We start from the raw sequence: 18,046 nt of genomic DNA on the forward strand, positions 1-18,046 counted from the left end.
AAAGATTATTTTTGATAAATGAATTGGGGAAATCATGCAGCAAAAATCGGTTTATCTGGGTGCAATTTTGAGTGGGATGGTTTTGCTTAGCGCCTGTGACTCATCTAAACAAGATCAAAACTCAGATGAGCAAACGTCTATTTTTCAGAAAGATCAAGCGGATGTTTTACCGTATTTGAATATCAAACAACAGGCGGCAGAAATTGCCTTACCTTTTTGTGAAAATAAAAACTGCATTGAATTAGAAGTACAAACTTTAAATACCCAAGATACATGGCTCAACAGTTGGATTGCAAAAAATCAGGCCATGGTGATTCAAGACCAAATTGGCTTAAAACAAAACATGAGTTTGCAGCAAGCCGTAGATGCCTATGTGAAAAAATCCGATGCTTGGCAGGCACAATTAGATCAAAATAAAGCTTATGAATTGGCGATGTACACCCGTATGGCATATCAACGCAATCAATATGTTTTGTTGCAAGTCGGGGTAGATAGCAAACAGGAAGGCACGCAAGTCAAGGAACGCTATTATTTCTTTGTGGCAGATCGGAAGCAGCAAAAAGCCTTGTCTGTTTTAGATGTGATTGATGCCAAACAACAAACCCGTATGAATACTTTTGTACAGCAGGCCTATCAGGATTGGCTCAAAACACAAAGCAGTGACGTGCAAAAAGCAGCACCTGCCAAATTATACTGGGGGCAGGCAGATTGGTTTTTTGATGATCAGGGCTTAGGATTGCATTATCGCACCCATGAAATTGTCAAAGATGGCACGCAGTTAGATATTTACCTAAGCAAAGCACAAACACAACAAGTTTTAAAAGCAGACATCTATCCATCTATGTTTTAGTAGGTGAGTACGGTGACAAGCAAAAATAGATGAAATCAAGGTTGGATCCATGTTGAAGAATAAAAGTATTTTGGCGATCAGTATTTTAATTACAACACTAGGGATTACTGCATGTCAGCCAAAGAAAACCGAACCAGAAACAGTCGAGCCAGAGCAGACGCAGGCGGAACAACAAAGCTTAAAACTGGTCGGGGATACTGAAAAACTGAATTTGTCGTTGCCTAAATGTGAAGGGAATAACTGCCCTGAAATTTCAATTGAGCGTTTGAATAGTAATCAGGCCTTTATCGACCATTTTATTGATCAGAAAATTATTCAAGAATTGGCACAAATTTTAGAAATTGCACCACAGCAGGCGGCTTCTGAGGCTATAGCAGTTGAGAATGCAGCCAGTGAAAATACAGCAGCCAGTGCTGCAGATGCACCTGCCAGCAACCCCACTGCAGCAGCCATTGCACAAGTGGAAACTTTGGCGCAAAAATTAGAAAAACAAACTGTGCCTTATGTGCAAAGCTTTTTGGTACTTGATCAGGAACTGAAAGCTTTAAGCTCAAATCATAAAATCAGTTTGATGATTAAGCCTAAAATTTTGAATGCAGATCAGCCTTTGGCAACCGTGGTACTGAATAGCAGTAGTTATTTGGGCGGAGCGCATGGTGCATCGGCACAGCAATACTATAATTTTGATTTAGAACAGAAAAAATTAGTATTGTTAAATGACATTCTGTTAGAGAAGCAGCGTCCACAATTGGAGCGCAAAGCCTACGAAGCGTTTAAACAATGGGTCATCGCATCTGAACTTTCCACCAATGTGCAAGAATATGAACAAGCGTGGAAATTTAAGCTGTCGGAAAATTACTATTTAGGTCAACAGGGTTTAATTCTGCAATACGCAGAATATGAAATAGGCCCTTATGTCGTTGGTTTACCGCGTTTAACCATTCCGTATGCAGAACTGCAGGGGATTTTAAAAGCTGCGTATTTGCCTGTAACAGAAGCAGCCTCTGAAGCAACCGCAAAATCTGCCGAAGCCAGTGCAGTAAACACAACCAAAGCGAAATCTTAATATGAGCATTGCGCTGTTTGATACGCATACCCATTTTGATGTACCTGATTTTGACTCAGATCGGGAGCAATTGGCGTATGCGGCCAAGGCAGCAGGCGTAGAACATTTGGTACTGATTGGCTTTGTACAATCACGTTTTCAAGATTTAATCTCTACACAACAGTTTTTAAACCAACTTGAGCATGTGCCACAAAGTCATCTTGCACCAGGCTTGCATCCTTTTTATATCGAACAACATCAAGACCAACATTTACAAGATTTAGAACAGTTTTTGCAACAACAGCATTGTGTCGCGGTGGGTGAAATTGGCTTAGACACTTTTTTGGTTGAACATAAACAGCCTGAAGCGTTTCAAAAGCAGCAAGATTTTTTTGCCGCGCAATTGGAAATCGCACGCCATCGACAAAAACCTGTACTGCTACATATTCGTAAGGCTCATGCCGAAACCTTAAAAATACTCAAACAGCAACAATTTCAGTTTGGTGGCATTGCACATGCTTTTAGCGGTGGGGTAGAAGAAGCCAAAGCACTGATCAAATTGGGCTTTAAAATTGGTGTGACAGGGCAGATTACCAATCCCAATGCAAAAAAACTGCGCCGTGTTGTGCAGGAAATTGGTGCTGAACATTTGGTTTTGGAAACCGACTGCCCCGATATGACGCCTTTATGTTGTCAGACAGATACTCAATCACGAACCCGAAATACCCCTGCGAACCTGATTTATGTGCTTGAAGGTTTAGCGGATTGTTTAGATATTGCACCGCAAACTTTAGCCGCACAGCTTTGGCAGAATAGTGTTCAAGTATTAGACCTGCCTAAACTTTAGATGAAACAACACGAAGTCTGCGAAACGCAGTAAAATGCCCACACTTTGAAATTAAATTTGATTGCAGCATGACAGATCTTCTTCAAGATGATGAATATGAACGCCGTTTTGCAGGTGTGGCCAAAATTTATGGCGACAGTGCTTTTCAGCATTATGCCCAAAGTCATGTCATGGTGATAGGAATTGGCGGTGTCGGCTCTTGGGCGGTTGAGGCGTTGGCACGTACGGGTATCGGCGAGCTGACATTGGTGGATATGGATGTGGTCGCAGCATCTAACATTAACCGTCAATTGCCTGCCATGAGCTCAACCTTGGGGCATGAAAAAATTAATGTCATGGCAGAGCGTTGCCGTTCTATTAATCCACGTATCAAAATTAATTTGGTCGATGATTACCTCAGTCCAGATAACGTCAAAGCGTTATTGGCGACTGCACCTGATTTGATTTTAGATTGCATTGATGACGTAAAAGCTAAACTAGCGTTGATGCTGCATTGTCGTTTTAACAAGATTCCACTGATTGTTTCGGGTGGTGCAGGTGGCAAACTTGATCCGTTGAAAATTCGAGTGGCAGATTTATCTAAAACCGAACAAGACCCAATGTTGGCCAAATTGCGCGCCCAATTACGCAGCAAAGGTATTTGTAAAAAGCCAAAAGAAAAGTTTGGGATTACCTGTGTGTATTCCATCGACAATCCATTTTCTAGTGCCGATGTATGCCCAAGCGCAGGCTTGCGCTGTGGCGGCTATGGTTCGGCGGTGGTGGTCACGTCCAGTTTTGCGATGGTAGCTGTGGCAGAAGTGTTGAAAAAGTTAGATGCCTTACAGGCTAAAAATACATAAATCAAAGCCATGCGAGGCATGGCTTATAAAAAAGTTCTTTGATTTTGCACATCGCCAATGACTTTATTCAGTAGGTCGTTGTAGCTGCTGCTCTTTTGAATAGTCTTCCGTACGCTGCATTGCTGCTTGAATATTGACCAATGCTTGCTCTACATCTGCAAATGTTTTGGCATTGCCGCCACTTAGTGCCTGACGCCATTTACGTGCACCTGGCAGGTTTTGGAATAAACCTAAAATATGGCGGGTAATGACAGAAAGTGGTGCACCTTGTTGTAGACGTTGTTCAATATACGGCAACATGCGCTGCATAATTTCAAAACGGTCAGGTAATTCTAGCCCCCATAATTGCCCAAGCTCTGCCAGTAAATAAGGGTTGTGATAGGCTTCACGACCAATCATCACCCCATCGACATGCTTGAGGTGTTGTTGGGTTTCGGCAAACGTTTTAATTCCACCATTAATTTCAATTAACAATTCGGGGCGGTCTTGTTTTAGGCGATACACATCCTCATAACGCAGAGGCGGAACTTCGCGGTTTTCTTTAGGCGATAAACCTTGTAATAAGGCAATTCGGGCATGCACGATAAAGTTATTGCAACCTGTTTGAGCCACAGTATCCACAAAATGCAGCATCTCTGCATAAGAGTGCATGTCATCAATCCCGATGCGATGTTTTACGGTCACAGGAATATCAACCGATTGACGCATGGCGGCAATACACTCTGCAACCAAGTCTGGTTCTGCCATTAAACACGCACCAATTTTATTGTTTTGTACTCGATCACTTGGGCAGCCAACATTCAGGTTGATTTCATCATAACCCCAGTCTTGTGCCATTTTACTGCAGGTCGCAAGGTCTTTCGGATTTGAACCGCCCAACTGCAAGACAATAGGATGTTCTTCTTTGCTGTAATCTAAATGGCGCTTGGCATCACCAAATAAAATTGCGCCAGTGGTTACCATTTCAGTATACAGAATGATATTGGGGTTAAATAAACGTGCAAAAAAACGGTAATCGCGAGTAGTCCAATCCATCATAGGGGCAACCGAAATGCGAGGTTGTAAAGTTTGGATGGCACGTGTCATAACCCACCTGAATTGAAAAACAAAAGCACAAGACCGCGCATTATACGGGGTTTAAGTGAAAATCGACAGTATCCCCAACCCACATCCATTGGCATTAACTTTGCTTTGTTCGCTATGAACAAAGCAGCGCAACCGTAGATGCTAAAGCGGAACTGCTCAGTATTTGTATGCGTAGCCGTTTTTTAGTATGTTGAAAAGATAGGATAACGCAGCATAAGAGGGAAAATAAAATGTTGGTATTAGAAGAAATTTATCGAACTAAGAAAAATGAATTTTCAACGGCATTTAATTTACGCATGCAGCGCAGTTTAAGTTGGTGGAAAAAAGCCATTGAGTTTCATGATGATGTCGATATGCAATTTATGACAGCATGGGTGGCGTTGAGTGCCTTGTATGCGCAAGGTCAAACGGCAGAGCATACACAACAGACCTTGCAGCAATTTGTGCAGCGTATGTATCAAAAAGATGTCGATCAGCGCATGGCGAGAATTATTTGGGAAAAATATCCACAAAGTTTAGAGGTGTTGCTGACCAACCCTTATTTGTATCAAAGTTTTTGGGATTAGCGTAATCAAAAAATGACTGAAGCTGAATGGCGTGCAGATTATGAAGCAGAGAAACAGCAGATTATGCAGGCATTGCACATCCATGATTCAGCTACAATTTTGGCATGTTTGTTTAAGCGCTTATTGACGTTACAGCAGCAACTTTTACAAGGTGGTGCAACTTATAACAGTGCAATCAACCGCAAACAACTCAGCCATGCCAATACTTTACTGTGTGCGTTGATGCCGTGTTTTATCCAAATCTTATTGGAAAATTTAGAAAATGTGGAATTGAGTCAGCCATTTTACCCTGTGATGCAAATGTCTTAAGCGACTTGCTTGATTGTAATCGCAGCGTTTAAGGCATGGCGGTGTGTTGACGTTGATGCTGCCAGTCGAGTAGGGCAAAGCTCATTGCGGCGGTAACAAAACACAAACCAACTAGGCAACTCCATAACCATCCACCGTGTTGCCATGCATAGATTCCCAAGGCAGAACCACAAGCACCGCCAGTAAAATAACTGGTCATATAAATTGAGTTAATCCGCGATTTGGCATCGGGGCGTAAGCGAAAAATTACATTTTGGTTGCTGCTGTGTACGGTGGCAAGCCCAAGGTTAATTAAGCCAAAACCAAGAATATAGCTCCATAAGCTAAATTGTCCGTTGTATAGAAAGACCCAACTGATTGCCAATAGCGCCAAACCACCCCACGTCAGCGCTGTAACATAGCCACGATCTGCAATTTTCCCCACGTGTTTGGTCGAAAGAGCACCGAATACACCCACCATTGCCACAATGCCCACCATAAAGTCAGCTAAGCCAAAACTGGATTTGAGTAATACTGCAATGGTGGAAAACAACACGCTCATCGCTGCAAAAGCAAACGCACCGAGCAAGGCACGATAGACCAAACGACGTTCTTCTAAAATGAGTTTACCCATAGACTGAAACACGGCCAAATAGCTGAGTTTGCTGGTTGAGATAAAGGGTAAGCGTGCTTTGAGTACCGCGGCAATGCAAAGCATCAGCACACCGCTAATCAGGTAAATCACTTTCCAATGGAATAAGTTGGACAGCAAACCTGCCAAACTGGTCGAAAGTAAAATACCGACCAATAAACCACTCATCAATAAACCGACCACTTCACCCATTTTTTCAGGTTTTACGGTCATGGTGGCAAAGGGAATTAAGACTTGTGCTGCAACTGAAAACAGCCCTGTGATAATCGTGCCAATCCATAGCATGCTTAAATTGCTGGAAAAGGCACATAAAAATAAGCCAATCGAGGCCAAAAACATCAATAAGGGAATGAATTTGGTTTTATTGACAATATCGCCCATGGGCACAATGAATAATAAACCCAGAGCATAAGACACTTGTGCAAAAGTCACTGTCAATGCCACTTGGGATTGCGGAATTTGGAAAGATTGATGAATCGAGTAAATCAGCGGTTGGCAATAATAATTCGCCCCCGCGCATAGACCACAGGCGATCGCCATCAACCAGAGCAGGGTTTTATCTTGGCTGATGTCGGGTGCAGTGTTCATAATTATCCTAAGGTCAATGGTAAAACGGGGTTGCAGTAGCTCAAAGATTGAATCCAATATTCAACTTCATTAGTGGCAGGATGTCGCCTTTAACTTAATGAGAGAACTTGTTTTTGGACAAGGTGATCATCATCACGCCTACAATATTGAGCATGCAGCCGAACCATTGTATGCCATTTAGATGTTCACCTAAAAATGCTGTGGCCAATAGAATCGTCAAGATGGGGCCAATTGAAGCAATCATGGCCGATTGTGCCGCACCTAAACGGGCGATACTGTGCGCCATGAGTAAGGTGGGCAAGACTGTGACAAATATCCCTAAAGCTATGCCATAGCCCAGCACTTCTACAGGCAGTTGTTGCACCAGTCCCAGTGGATTCGGTGTGACCAAACTGTAATGCGTAAGCGTACCGATGCAGGCAGTACTTAAAGCCAGACCTGTAAAATTCCATGAACCAAAATGCTGAATCAGGCTTTTGGTCAGCAATAAATAGCCTGCAAAACACACTGCACTGGCGAACACCAAACTACTGCCTAACCAAAAATACGTGTCATGTGGGGTATTGCTCTGTTCCTGTAACATCACAATCACTGTTCCGCCATAACTCAGAGCAATTGCAAACAGACTCAGCCAGCTCAGTTTCTGCCGATACATTACGCTCGAAGCCAGAACGGTGAGCGTTGGATATAAAAACAGAATAATGCGTTCTAATGAAGCGCTAATGAACATCAGCCCTAAAAAATCCAGCCAGCTAGAAAAATAATAGCCCATCAGACCTGCAAATATTATTAGCAGCCAATTGCGTGTAGAGATGTTGCGACTGTGATGGCGATTGAGCCAACAAATCAGCAAGAAGAAAGGCAGGGCACTTGCCATGCGCAAAGCCATGAGTACGGTTGCATCGACCAACGGTGAAAGTGCATAAGCCTGTTTAATAAAAATGGCTTTGGTACTAAACAAAAAGGCTGCAAATAAGGCAAAGATGGAGCCCCATTGTGTGGCGTTAAGTCTGATCATGAAAAATGCTGTCGAGCAAGGTGGATGCAAGAGAAGTGACACATGCCGCGCACACAAATGCAAGTTGCATGATAGATAAAGGCAGATGCGACTGCATGGATCAAGCTGTGTGTGCTGTATTTGAGCAAGCATAGCCGATTTTATGCAGATGGTCTGCTTGAGATGGCATAAATTTTGTGAAAAGTAGAGTAAATGGGATTTGCACGATAATGGTGCAAATTAGTTGAAAATATTGCAAAACAGAGAAAATCCATCATCAGACAAAATGACGCACAAAAAAAATGAAAAAAATAGCAGCACTTAACTTAGACCTGAGTTGAATAAATTCAAGCTTCTTTTAAAAGTTTTACTGTTTCAAATATTCGGTTTTACTCATAAGGCAAAGGTAGGTTTTTCTAAGGTTTTCAGATGCGCAAAACACTTCTAAATTGAACCATGTTGTGCGGTGTAAAAATTGTCAAAAAAGTCAATTTGGTGTTTAAGTTTTTGCTTTTAGCGCTTAAATGTATAGATATGCAATCTTTTAGCGCTAAGTCGGATTTTCCCAATTAAGTGAAATGCGTGTCAGAATGATCAATGCTTAATTCATTTAAATGTGGTCAACTGCAAGCTCAAAGCATCGCTTTTTTTCTTTTAGACACTTCAAATCGAAGTTTTGCTGAATAATTAGACTTATATTCAATAAGCAAAACTTATCAATTATATCTCGCAACAATATTTTTATGAATCATCAGTTCAAAATATGGGTATTTATTAAATAAATATTGGGTGGTAATTTAAAAATGTTGCATTAGAATCCAAAAATTCAACAAAACTTATCCTGAGGGGAAAGCATCGTTATCCACGATGTTGACTTAAGAAAAACTAGCTTGAGGAACGCTCATGCAGATCGGAATTCCAACCGAAACTGTTGTCGGTGAAAATCGTGTCGCTGCGACGCCAGAAACAGTAAAGAAGTTGATTAGCGCGGGTCATAGCGTAGTCATTGAACGTGGTGCAGGCGTAAAAGCCGCTTATATCGACAGCGCTTATGAACAAGTAGGCGCGACCATGACAGATGATGCTTATCGCGGTAGCCAAATGATTTTGAAAGTTCGTGCCCCAAAGGGTGAAGAAATTCAAAAACTTGCACCGAACAGCACTGTGGTGGCGATGTTTGATCCTTACCGCAATACTGAATTAGACCAATTTGCTGCGGCTCAGGTGTCTGCATTTGCTTTAGAGCTTTTGCCACGTACCTTGTCGCGTGCGCAAAATATGGACGTGTTGTCATCACAAGCCAACTTGGCAGGTTATAAATCTGTGTTGTTGGCTGCAGCAGAATATCAACGCATGTTCCCAATGTTAATGACGGCAGCGGGTACTGTAAAACCTGCGCGTGTTGTGATCATGGGTGTGGGTGTTGCTGGTTTGCAAGCCATTGCAACAGCGAAGCGTTTAGGTGCTGTAGTCGAAGCAACTGACTTGCGTCCAACGGCAAAAGATCAGGTGGAATCTTTGGGTGGTAAGTGGTTAGACGTACCAATGTCTGAAGAAGAACAACAAAAAGCTGCCGATGCTGCCAAAAATGGTTATGGCTGGATGCCTGGTGAACAATACATTAAAGACCAAGCAGTGATTGTCGATAAAGCCGTTTCTAATGCGGATATCGTGATTACCACTGCGTTATTGCCGGGTCGTGATGCACCGCGTTTAATCAAAGCGGAAACTGTGGCAAAAATGAAGCCGGGTTCTGTGATTTTAGATATGGCAGTCGAAACGGGCGGTAACGTCGAAGGTTCACAATGCGGTGAAACTGTAGTGACTGCCAATGGTGTGAAAATTTTGGGTATTCCAAACATTCCATCGACTGTATCGACAGAAGCATCTGCACTATATGCGCGTAATGTGTTGAATTTTGTTGAAACATTATTTGATAACGACAAGAACTTCGCATTGAATCCTGAAGAAGAAATTCAGAAAGCGTTGCTGGTCACTCATAACGGTCAAGTGCTGTTAAAGCGTGGTTAAGGAGAATTCTCATGGTTGAAACAATTACGATTTTTGTCCTTGCCATCTTCGTAGGTTACTACGTGGTGTGGGGGGTAACACCTGCGTTACATACGCCATTAATGGCAGTAACCAATGCACTTTCTTCAATCATTATTGTCGGTGCGATGATTCAAACTGTTGGTCTACCAATCATGGGTGTAGAAGGCAGTGTCGATTTCCAAACCATTAATGTGGTGAGTGTACTGGGTGCGATTGCTGTGTTCTTGGCAAGCATCAATATTTTCGGTGGTTTTGCAGTGACTGCACGTATGCTGGAAATGTTCAAACCAAAAGCAAAGAAAAAAGAGGGCTAATGCATGGAATTTATTCGTGAATATGCAGACTGGTTCTATTTAATCGGGGCTGTGCTCTTTATCTTAACTTTACGTGGTTTGTCTGGGCCTAAAACTGCGATTGCGGGCAACCGTTACGGCATGATCGCAATGGCGATTGCAGTCTTGACTACATTCTTTGTGGCAGACAATCCAGTTGTGTGGATGATTCTGGCAGCTATGGCAGCAGGTGCGGTGGTGGGTATTGCCCGCGCACGTACGGTGCCAATGACTCAAATGCCTGAAACTGTAGCGTTAATGCACTCTTTAGTCGGTTTGGCTGCAGTTTTAATTGCGATTGCTGCGATTATTCATAACAACAAGTTAATCGAACTTGGTCCAGACTTGTTGGCTGCAAATGGCATTACTTTCCATGAAATGAGCAAAGTTCATTTATTTGAATTGTTTGTGGGCTGTTTCGTGGGGGCGATTACCTTTACTGCATCTGTTTTTGCATACGGTAAATTGGCGGCGAAGAAATGGGCAAAAACTATTTCGGGTGCATGGGTAAAACCTGTTCAGGCGTTAATTTTCCTTGCTATGCTCGGTTTTGGGATTCACTTCTTCCTGAGCGGCAACATGACTTCATTCTGGGCAATGACAGGTTTAGCATTGGCATTCGGTTGGGTATGGATTGCACCAGTGGGTGGTGGTGACATGCCAGTTGTGGTGTCATTGTTGAACTCGTTCTCAGGTTGGGCGGCAGCAGGTATTGGTTTCACACTTGAAAACAACATGCTGATTGTTGCAGGCTCATTGGTCGGTTCTTCAGGTGCGATTCTGTCTTACATCATGTGTAAAGCCATGAACCGTTCAATCATCAACGTATTGTTTGGTGGTGCGATGGGCGGTGCAGCAGCACCAACGGCAGCAGCGGGTGCGCAAGTGCAACGTAACTACCGTTCAGGTTCTGCTGATGATGCTGGCTTCTTGATGTCAAATGCAGACAGCGTAGTAATTGTACCGGGCTATGGTATGGCGCAAGGTCGTGCACAGAATGCGGTCAAAGAATTGGCCAACTTGTTAAAAGAGCAAGGTGTAACTGTTCGTTTTGCGATTCACCCAGTGGCAGGTCGTATGCCGGGTCACATGAACGTATTACTTGCAGAAGCAGACGTACCGTATGAAGACATCTTAGAAATGGACGAAATCAACTCAGATTTCCCTGCAACAGATGTGGTGTTGGTGATTGGTGCAAATGACGTAGTTAACCCTGCGGCAAAAGACGATCCAAACTCGCCAATTTACGGCATGCCAATTCTTGAAGCGCATAAAGCACGTACCATTATGGTCATCAAGCGCTCAATGGCAACAGGTTATGCGGGTCTAGACAACGACTTGTTCTATAACGACAAGACCATGATGATCTTTGGTGATGCCAAGAAAGTTGTGGAAGATATGACTAAATCAATCAACGGTACAGGTCACTAAGACACTGTTTCCAGATATGAAACCGCCTTCGGGCGGTTTTTTTTATGGCTGATGTAAAGTGGTTAATTGAGATCAGGCAGATTGAGTTTGGGCGAGTTTTATAGGATTGGTTTGAAGCAATGTATTGGGTAGGGGATGATATAAACCAATATTTGGTGGGTAGATTAATGCGATATAAAAATGATTAGGGATATGAGCTTCAAAAGATCTGCATTAAAAAAGCGACTTATTTGAAAGTCGCTTATTGTGTATCTTTAAGGCTGCTCAAGTGAGCTGTTGTATTAAGCAACAGACTCAGGCGTAGTGCGCCATAAGCTTTCTAGGTCGTAGAATTTACGTGCTGTTGGTAGCATTATGTGAACCACTACCATACCAAGATCGACCAAGATCCATTCTGCATCACGTTCACCTTCAATACCAATTGGGCGGAAGCCTGCTTTGCGCGCTTCTTCGGCAACATTGTCGGCAAGAGATTTTACGTGGCGAGTTGATGTACCGCTAGCAATCACAATGGCATCTGAAACATTGCTGATGCTGCTGACATCAAGTTCAACAATTTCTTTGGCTTTTACATCAAGGAGAGCTTCATGTACAACTTTAAGACAAGTTTGTACGTCATGCTTTTGGGTATTCATTGCAAGATCGTGAGAATTAGAAGCGCCGGGCGATGGTTCTAAATTCATGGGGTGTATAATTTCCTAAAATTATTCATCGTCTAATATAGCTGTTTTAGCCTGAAATTTCAAATCGGTTTAATTTTAACCACTTTGATTTGAGGGAAAGTATTTGTCTTTCCATGCAAATGATTGATTTGACGCCAGACTTGGGCGGTATTCTGCAGCGATATAGCCTGAATAAGCACTGTGCTGTAACCATTTGAAAATAGTAGTATAGTCTAGCTCGCCTGAATCGGGTTCATGGCGTCCTGGATTGTCGGCAAACTGGATATGACCAATATCCTGAATGTTTTCTTGCAATGCGCTCAGCACATCTTCACCCATCATCGCCATGTGATAACAGTCGTATTGCATTTTAAGAGCAGGATGTTTGACTGCTTCTAGCATCTCTTGAGCTTGCGCAATATTTTGTACTAAAAAGCGTGGCATGTCGGTGCCATTAATCATTTCAAAGACAGGCTGAATATGATGTTGAGTGAGCATCGAGCAGGCCAGTTTTAGGTTTTCTGCCAGTGTGTTTAAGCAAGGCAGTAAATCGGCATCGACAGGTTGTTTGCCTGCCAAAATATTGACGCTAGGGACATTTAATGCCGTGGCATAGCGGATGGCTAACTCTAAGGCATGATGAAATTCAATCTCTTTTCCGGGTACGCCCGCCAAACCATTGCCGCCTTGCATGAGGTCACCCGCAGGGACATTGATTAAACACAGGCTGAGTTGGTGGAGTGTGAGTTGGGTTTGAATCTGCTCAATACTCAGCTCATAGGGAAATTGAATTTCAACATGCTGAAAACCATGTTCGCGTGCAAGGGCAAAGCGTTCAATTAAAGGCACTTCGGTAAAAATCATCGACAGATTAACCGCCAGTTTAGACATGCAGGTGCTCCTTGCAGGCAAAGGTTGGATCAGGAATCAAGCCGATTAAGCTTCGACCTGATGAATAATGGTGGCTAAATCTGCTTCTGCAAAACCCTTGGCTTGATGGGCTTGCAGTTGTGAAAGGGCTTTTTCTGCCACAGGAATCTGTAACTGAAATTGCGCTGCCAGTTGTAAGGCATTGTTTAAATCTTTAGACAGGGTTTGGACTTTCCATTGCACAGGCTCAAAACTGTGAGTTGCCATACGTGGAGTTAAAATCTGAAACGGTTTCGAGTCGGCAAAACCACCCGCCAAAGCAGGTGCAAGTAAACGGGTGTCTACGCCTGCCTGTCCTGCTAAGGCAACAGCTTCGGCAATTAGGGTGCTGTTGGCAGCAACAATCAGTTGGTTGCAGATTTTAGTGGCTTGTCCTGTGCCTGTTTCGCCCATACGGGTCACACGTTGTGACAGCACATCATAAATCGGGCTTAATTTTTCGATGGTGTTTGCATCACCCCCTGCAAAAATCACCAAACTACCTTGTTCGGCTCCCGCAGTGCCTCCCGATACAGGTGAGTCAATCCATGTGACCTGTTTGAGGTTGGCTTGCTGCGCTAGCTTTTGGGTTTGATCTACAGACAAACTGGAAAAATCGACAATGACTTGTTGAGCAGTCAAAAAAGGCTCAATTTGATCTAATACAGCTTGGACGGCATTATCATCGGCAAGGCAACTCAAGATCACTGGATATTGTCCGATCTCGCTCAATTGCAGCGGTTTTGCCCCCAGACTGAGCACAGATTCGCAAGCCTCAGGGCTACGATTCCACACCGCGACCTCAAAACCTGCCTGAACTAAGCGGGTTGCCATGCGCGTCCCCATAAGTCCCATACCTAAAAAAGCGATTTTTGTGTCACGATCAAAATGCATAGCGTTGATTCTCCATTTTTGCCTACAGTACAAGTCTGGCTTGAAATGTCAATTTAGCCTTTGGTCAAAGTCTGTTATGTCTGAACTGCATTAAAACTGACGCGGTGCAAAGGTCACTTCAGGGTTCTTGTCCTTTTTACGTGCCAGTTGGCTATTTTTACCTAGCAATAATTTTAATTGCCAAATTTTTTCTAAACGTAAAGATTTATTTGGTGCATGCTCCATAGCATCCAGCACTTGTTTAGCTGCAGCCAATGCATCTGGGGAGCGTTGTACAATTTCTTCAGCAAGGGCTTGTGCCTTTTGTAAAGGTGTTGCATCTAAATGCGTGACTAAACCAATTTCTTTGGCATAGTTGGCATCAAAAATACGTGCAGTTAAGGTCAGTTCTTTGGCAAGATCTAGACCGATTAAACCTTTTAAAGAACGGCTCAACCCCATATCAGGCACTAAGCCCCAACGGCTTTCCATAATCGACATTTGTGTGTCAGGATGCGCGATACGAATATCTGCAGCCAAAGCCAATTGCATCCCTGCGCCAAAACAATACCCTTCAATTGCAGCAATTACAGGTACAGGCAATTGTTGCCAAACGAGAAATGCTTTTTGAAACAGGCTTTGCCCTGGCTTAATTAATTCCCAAGCCGCAAATGCACGGTTTTGTGGATTGTTGAGGTCGGCCAAGTCAATGCCTGCACTAAATACCTTTGCTTCGCCTGTTAAAATTACACAACGTAAGCTGCGGTCTTTTTTAAGTTTTTCGGCAGTCCGCACCAATTCTTTAAGTAGGGCAAAACTCATGGCATTGCGTTTGTCTGGGCGGTTCAGGGAAACTGTGGCGATGCCATTATTTTTTTCGATACGAAGTAAGGTCATGATGTGAGCTCTTGTTTTTACTGGGCAAAGCATAACATGGGCAGCAGTGCGATAAATGACAGCAGAGTCACGGCAAAGCCTTGCGACCTTGCCTTTGATTACGTGACTTTTTTTTGTGAATAGTGCTGGGTGAGTCGTGCTTACAAACTGTATCTTCTCGTTGAGGCGTTCGCGGTGAATGTCACTTTGATGTTGGCTAACTCACCGCATTGTGTTTGGTAAAAATGTGTTCTGCCGCATGTTCAACTTGCTGTATACAGGTTTGTAATTCCTGATAACGGTTTAAGACCTCTTGCACAAACAGATCATCGGCTTTACGACGTTCTTTACGTAAGGTCGAAACAAACTGTTCAAATGAGCCTGTTACTTCTTGCAGGTTCGGTGTGCCAACATAGCGGGTCGCACCATACAGACGATGCAACACATGCTCGAGTTGTGGGAAATCTTCCAGTTCAATCAGCTGTTCAATTTCATGTAATTCTGTGGCAAAGCTATCCACTAGCATTTTCAGTAAATCCACTGCAAGGTCTTCTTTGTTGGCTGCCAGCATTAGGCTTTGTTGCCAATCCAACACCTGTGGATCTAGCGCTTCAATCACAATGGCTTTATCGACTGCAGGTGGCTTATTAAAACTTTGCGTGGTCCAATGGGTTAAAATTTGGATGATTTGTTCAATCTGAATCGGTTTGGTGACATAGTCATCCATACCGACTTTGAGTAATTTTTGCTTTTCATCGGCAAGTGCATGCGCGGTGAGAGCAATAATAGGCAAGCGTTTGTGATTTTCCAAAGTTGATTCTAAAGAACGAATCGCACGAGTGGTATCTACCCCCGACATCACAGGCATTTGAATATCCATAAAGATCAGGTCAAATGGTTGTTGTCCCTGTTCGATACGTTGCTGCAAAATTCCCAACGCTTCCTGACCGCTTTGCGCTTTGGTGGTGGTCACATTCAGTTCGCCTAACAAGGCTTCGAGTACAATCAGGTTTGGTAGATGGTCATCCACCGCTAAAATGTGCAGGCCTTTACCATCAAATGATGCAGAATCCTGTTCATCAAAACTGTTTTCATTGTTAAGTAAGTCAATTAAGGCGGAACGACTGAGTGGTTGATACAAAGCCCGCGCACGATATTCATTTAACAGACTTGGGTCTAGCGCCATTTGATAGCCATACACCGCCAAGTTACCTTGATAACGGGTACGGATTTCTTTTAATAAAGCTTCGGTGTCGCCGCTATGATCGACAATTAACCAAGTGTTGTCTTGCAGGTCGGATACATCTTTTAAGCGGCTAAATAAATCTAAAATTGAAGCGGCTTCAATATGTCGCACCGCATAGTTTTCAAGATAATGACGCAAGACATTCGCTGTGGCAGGGTGCGCCAAATACGACACCACCTGAATTTCTTTAAAGTTTGGATGCTGCTGTGCATGCGCTTCATCTACTGCAAACATGGCAGTAAACCAGAAGGTCGAGCCTTTTTCGGTTGGGGCGCGTTCCTGATTGTCTTCAAAGCCAATTTGACCTTGCATCAAATGCACCAACTGTTTGGAAATGGCCAAACCTAAACCTGTACCACCAAATTGACGCGTGACCGAAGTATCACCTTGAGAGAAAGACTCAAACAATTTTTTACGGTCTGTACCGCTTAAGCCAATGCCACTGTCTTGGACGCTAAAGTGAATTAAGCATTGTCCAATATCGTCATGTTCTACCCGCGCCCGTACAATAATTTCACCATCGGGGGTGAATTTAATCGCATTGGAAATTAAATTGGTTAAAATTTGCTTGAAACGTAAAGCATCGCCCAGCACATATTGCGGCACGTTATCGGCAAAATAAAAGGCCATGTTGATGTGTTTTTGCGCAGCCAAAGGCGAGAGCATATCCATCACATCAAAAATGGCTTCTTCTAAATCAAAGGGTGCGGTATCCAGTTCCAGTTTGCCTGCATCAATTTTAGAAAAATCCAATACGTCATTAATGAGTGCTAAAAGATGCGCCGATGATTTACGAATGGTCTGTAAATATAAATTCTGTTCATTGCTAAGATTTTCCTGACGCAATAACAGGTGAATAAAGCCATCAATACTGTTCAGTGGTGTTCTGAGTTCGTGACTGATGTTGGCTAAAAATACCGATTTAGACTGGTTGGCAGAAATCGCTTGGTCACGTGCCTGACGATAAGTGATGTTTTGCACTTCCAAAGTATCGAGGGTGCGGCGCAAGTCATCTTCGGTTTGTTCGGTATGTTCTTTGAGTTCTAAAAAGCTGAAATGCAGGCGTTTTACCACATTGGCAATATCCCGCTGCAGTAAGCGTAATTCGCCAGTACTGTTAATGACCATGTGTTGATCGAGCGTATCGGCATTCAGGCGTTGTAGCTGCATGCGAATTTCATACATGGGTGCAATCCAGCGTCGTGAATAGAAATTCAGACACAGCAATAACAACAACAGGGTCAGCAAGCCTGTGGCAATTAATACAATCATGACCCGATAACGGGCAATTTGTAATGGCTGATTGTCCAGTTCAATCAGCAACCATGCAGGACGGTTGATGTCTTGCTGAATTTGCATGCCATACACATGATTATTTTTATACAGAATTGGGCCAAAAAAATCGGCATTTTTAGGGAATTTGGGCCATTCGGCTTGGTCTTGAAAGCCCATGCTTAAACGGCGTGTACCAGAAGCATCAATCAGTGCAGTACGAATCAAGTGCTTTTCGTTCATCATGTTTTGCATAAAAGTACGTGCTTCTTCGTACTTCCACGGAAAGCTAGCCAGTTGATGCAAAGCTGCTTCAGATGGCAACTCAAAACGGGTCAAAATCGCAATTGCCATTTGTCGCTGCTGTGCTTTTGCGGCATTCGAGGTTTCAGATAAAACTAGCATCGTGCCGACGCATGCCAAAACCATAATTGGCACAAAAATAAGTGCAATCAGCTGTCCATAAGCATGATTTAAATGTAAGCGCTTAAATAACTTTTTATTGATATTTGACATGGTTAACGCAGTTTAATCCCTATGTTTGGCAGTTTAGCATGCTTTATCAAATGGAGCGTAAAACTCAGTCCTTCAGGTCAGAGATATAAGCGACACGACATGAAGTGTCGTTTGAT

17 protein-coding genes are annotated in these 18,046 nt (G+C 43.2%); 9 read left to right on the forward strand and 8 right to left on the reverse strand.

The window, feature by feature from the left end; translation table 11 throughout:
• Nucleotides 1-34 precede the first annotated feature (34 nt).
• The 4 genes from CF596_RS04820 to CF596_RS04835 all read left to right on the forward strand — a co-directional run bounded on the left by CF596_RS04820 (nucleotide 35) and on the right by CF596_RS04835 (nucleotide 3,584).
• The gene (locus CF596_RS04820) at nucleotides 35-850 is read left to right on the forward strand and encodes a hypothetical protein (protein ID WP_096901395.1); all 816 of its coding nucleotides are present in this window, start codon (nucleotides 35-37) and stop codon (nucleotides 848-850) included.
• 49 nt (nucleotides 851-899) lie between these two features.
• Nucleotides 900-1,916 (forward strand): RsiV family protein, encoded by a 1,017-nt coding sequence (locus CF596_RS04825; protein ID WP_096901396.1) that lies wholly within the window; start codon nucleotides 900-902, stop codon nucleotides 1,914-1,916.
• A 1-nt stretch (nucleotide 1,917) separates the two neighbouring features.
• On the forward strand, nucleotides 1,918-2,742 hold the full coding sequence (locus tag CF596_RS04830; protein ID WP_096901397.1) for a TatD family hydrolase: 825 nt from the start codon (nucleotides 1,918-1,920) through the stop codon (nucleotides 2,740-2,742).
• Nucleotides 2,743-2,810: 68 nt separating this feature from the next.
• Entirely contained in the window at nucleotides 2,811-3,584 is a 774-nt protein-coding gene (locus CF596_RS04835) for a tRNA threonylcarbamoyladenosine dehydratase (protein ID WP_096901398.1), read from the forward strand.
• A 63-nt stretch (nucleotides 3,585-3,647) separates the two neighbouring features.
• On the opposite strand, the gene dusA is transcribed toward CF596_RS04835, so the two are convergent.
• Nucleotides 3,648-4,670, reverse strand: a complete 1,023-nt coding sequence (gene dusA / locus CF596_RS04840) for a tRNA dihydrouridine(20/20a) synthase DusA (RefSeq protein ID WP_096901399.1) — start codon at nucleotides 4,668-4,670, stop codon at nucleotides 3,648-3,650.
• 230 nt (nucleotides 4,671-4,900) lie between these two features.
• Here dusA and CF596_RS14870 point away from each other — a divergent pair, with 230 nt between their 5' ends.
• A complete protein-coding gene (locus CF596_RS14870) occupies nucleotides 4,901-5,236 on the forward strand; it encodes a hypothetical protein (RefSeq protein WP_242439127.1) in 336 nt (111 codons plus the stop codon).
• Nucleotides 5,237-5,248: 12 nt separating this feature from the next.
• Entirely contained in the window at nucleotides 5,249-5,545 is a 297-nt protein-coding gene (locus tag CF596_RS14875) for a hypothetical protein (protein ID WP_242439128.1), read from the forward strand.
• A 28-nt stretch (nucleotides 5,546-5,573) separates the two neighbouring features.
• Here CF596_RS14875 and CF596_RS04850 read toward each other — a convergent pair whose 3' ends face one another.
• Together CF596_RS04850 and CF596_RS04855 are read right to left on the reverse strand one after the other, a co-directional pair.
• Nucleotides 5,574-6,764 carry an MFS transporter gene (locus CF596_RS04850; RefSeq protein WP_096901400.1) on the reverse strand — a complete coding sequence of 397 codons (1,191 nt, stop codon included), beginning with the start codon at nucleotides 6,762-6,764 and terminating at the stop codon, nucleotides 5,574-5,576.
• A gap of 94 nt (nucleotides 6,765-6,858) precedes the next feature.
• A complete protein-coding gene (locus CF596_RS04855; protein ID WP_096901401.1) occupies nucleotides 6,859-7,782 on the reverse strand; it encodes a DMT family transporter in 924 nt (307 codons plus the stop codon).
• 882 nt (nucleotides 7,783-8,664) lie between these two features.
• Here CF596_RS04855 and CF596_RS04865 point away from each other — a divergent pair.
• From CF596_RS04865 to CF596_RS04875, 3 genes are read left to right on the forward strand one after another with little or no spacing between them, the layout of a single operon-like run.
• Entirely contained in the window at nucleotides 8,665-9,792 is a 1,128-nt protein-coding gene (locus CF596_RS04865; protein WP_004974923.1) for a Re/Si-specific NAD(P)(+) transhydrogenase subunit alpha, read from the forward strand.
• 11 nt (nucleotides 9,793-9,803) lie between these two features.
• A complete protein-coding gene (locus tag CF596_RS04870; RefSeq protein ID WP_004974924.1) occupies nucleotides 9,804-10,127 on the forward strand; it encodes a proton-translocating transhydrogenase family protein in 324 nt (107 codons plus the stop codon).
• 3 nt (nucleotides 10,128-10,130) lie between these two features.
• Nucleotides 10,131-11,576 carry an NAD(P)(+) transhydrogenase (Re/Si-specific) subunit beta gene (locus CF596_RS04875; RefSeq protein ID WP_004974925.1) on the forward strand — a complete coding sequence of 482 codons (1,446 nt, stop codon included), beginning with the start codon at nucleotides 10,131-10,133 and terminating at the stop codon, nucleotides 11,574-11,576.
• A gap of 281 nt (nucleotides 11,577-11,857) precedes the next feature.
• Here the strand turns inward: CF596_RS04875 and rsfS are convergent, their stop codons facing one another.
• From rsfS to CF596_RS04900, 5 genes are all read right to left on the reverse strand, one after another.
• On the reverse strand, nucleotides 11,858-12,259 hold the full coding sequence (rsfS, locus tag CF596_RS04880) for a ribosome silencing factor (RefSeq protein WP_004974926.1): 402 nt from the start codon (nucleotides 12,257-12,259) through the stop codon (nucleotides 11,858-11,860).
• Between the two features lie 75 nt (nucleotides 12,260-12,334).
• Entirely contained in the window at nucleotides 12,335-13,129 is a 795-nt protein-coding gene (locus CF596_RS04885) for a TIM barrel protein (protein ID WP_096901402.1), read from the reverse strand.
• Between the two features lie 45 nt (nucleotides 13,130-13,174).
• Complete coding sequence (locus CF596_RS04890; protein WP_096901403.1) at nucleotides 13,175-14,041, reverse strand: NAD(P)-dependent oxidoreductase; 867 nt, start codon at nucleotides 14,039-14,041, stop codon at nucleotides 13,175-13,177.
• A gap of 90 nt (nucleotides 14,042-14,131) precedes the next feature.
• A complete protein-coding gene (locus CF596_RS04895) occupies nucleotides 14,132-14,917 on the reverse strand; it encodes a crotonase/enoyl-CoA hydratase family protein (protein WP_096901404.1) in 786 nt (261 codons plus the stop codon).
• A gap of 196 nt (nucleotides 14,918-15,113) precedes the next feature.
• Entirely contained in the window at nucleotides 15,114-17,930 is a 2,817-nt protein-coding gene (locus tag CF596_RS04900) for an ATP-binding protein (protein WP_004974930.1), read from the reverse strand.
• Between the last annotated feature and the right edge of the window lie 116 nt (nucleotides 17,931-18,046).

Origin of the sequence: Acinetobacter sp. YT-02, from assembly GCF_002412355.1 — a bacterium.
Classification (GTDB): Bacteria; Pseudomonadota; Gammaproteobacteria; order Pseudomonadales; family Moraxellaceae; genus Acinetobacter; species Acinetobacter towneri.

What these genes read in the sequence shown, in the direction of transcription:
- CF596_RS04820 (WP_096901395.1), top strand. Translation starts at nt 35, where the DNA reads ATGCAGCAAAAATCGGTTTATCTGGGTGCAATTTTGAGTGGGATGGTT.
- CF596_RS04825 (WP_096901396.1), top strand. Translation starts at nt 900, where the DNA reads ATGTTGAAGAATAAAAGTATTTTGGCGATCAGTATTTTAATTACAACA.
- CF596_RS04830 (WP_096901397.1), top strand. Translation starts at nt 1,918, where the DNA reads ATGAGCATTGCGCTGTTTGATACGCATACCCATTTTGATGTACCTGAT.
- CF596_RS04835 (WP_096901398.1), top strand. Translation starts at nt 2,811, where the DNA reads ATGACAGATCTTCTTCAAGATGATGAATATGAACGCCGTTTTGCAGGT.
- dusA (WP_096901399.1), bottom strand. Translation starts at nt 4,670, where the DNA reads ATGACACGTGCCATCCAAACTTTACAACCTCGCATTTCGGTTGCCCCT.
- CF596_RS14870 (WP_242439127.1), top strand. Translation starts at nt 4,901, where the DNA reads ATGTTGGTATTAGAAGAAATTTATCGAACTAAGAAAAATGAATTTTCA.
- CF596_RS14875 (WP_242439128.1), top strand. Translation starts at nt 5,249, where the DNA reads ATGACTGAAGCTGAATGGCGTGCAGATTATGAAGCAGAGAAACAGCAG.
- CF596_RS04850 (WP_096901400.1), bottom strand. Translation starts at nt 6,764, where the DNA reads ATGAACACTGCACCCGACATCAGCCAAGATAAAACCCTGCTCTGGTTG.
- CF596_RS04855 (WP_096901401.1), bottom strand. Translation starts at nt 7,782, where the DNA reads ATGATCAGACTTAACGCCACACAATGGGGCTCCATCTTTGCCTTATTT.
- CF596_RS04865 (WP_004974923.1), top strand. Translation starts at nt 8,665, where the DNA reads ATGCAGATCGGAATTCCAACCGAAACTGTTGTCGGTGAAAATCGTGTC.
- CF596_RS04870 (WP_004974924.1), top strand. Translation starts at nt 9,804, where the DNA reads ATGGTTGAAACAATTACGATTTTTGTCCTTGCCATCTTCGTAGGTTAC.
- CF596_RS04875 (WP_004974925.1), top strand. Translation starts at nt 10,131, where the DNA reads ATGGAATTTATTCGTGAATATGCAGACTGGTTCTATTTAATCGGGGCT.
- rsfS (WP_004974926.1), bottom strand. Translation starts at nt 12,259, where the DNA reads ATGAATTTAGAACCATCGCCCGGCGCTTCTAATTCTCACGATCTTGCA.
- CF596_RS04885 (WP_096901402.1), bottom strand. Translation starts at nt 13,129, where the DNA reads ATGTCTAAACTGGCGGTTAATCTGTCGATGATTTTTACCGAAGTGCCT.
- CF596_RS04890 (WP_096901403.1), bottom strand. Translation starts at nt 14,041, where the DNA reads ATGCATTTTGATCGTGACACAAAAATCGCTTTTTTAGGTATGGGACTT.
- CF596_RS04895 (WP_096901404.1), bottom strand. Translation starts at nt 14,917, where the DNA reads ATGACCTTACTTCGTATCGAAAAAAATAATGGCATCGCCACAGTTTCC.
- CF596_RS04900 (WP_004974930.1), bottom strand. Translation starts at nt 17,930, where the DNA reads ATGTCAAATATCAATAAAAAGTTATTTAAGCGCTTACATTTAAATCAT.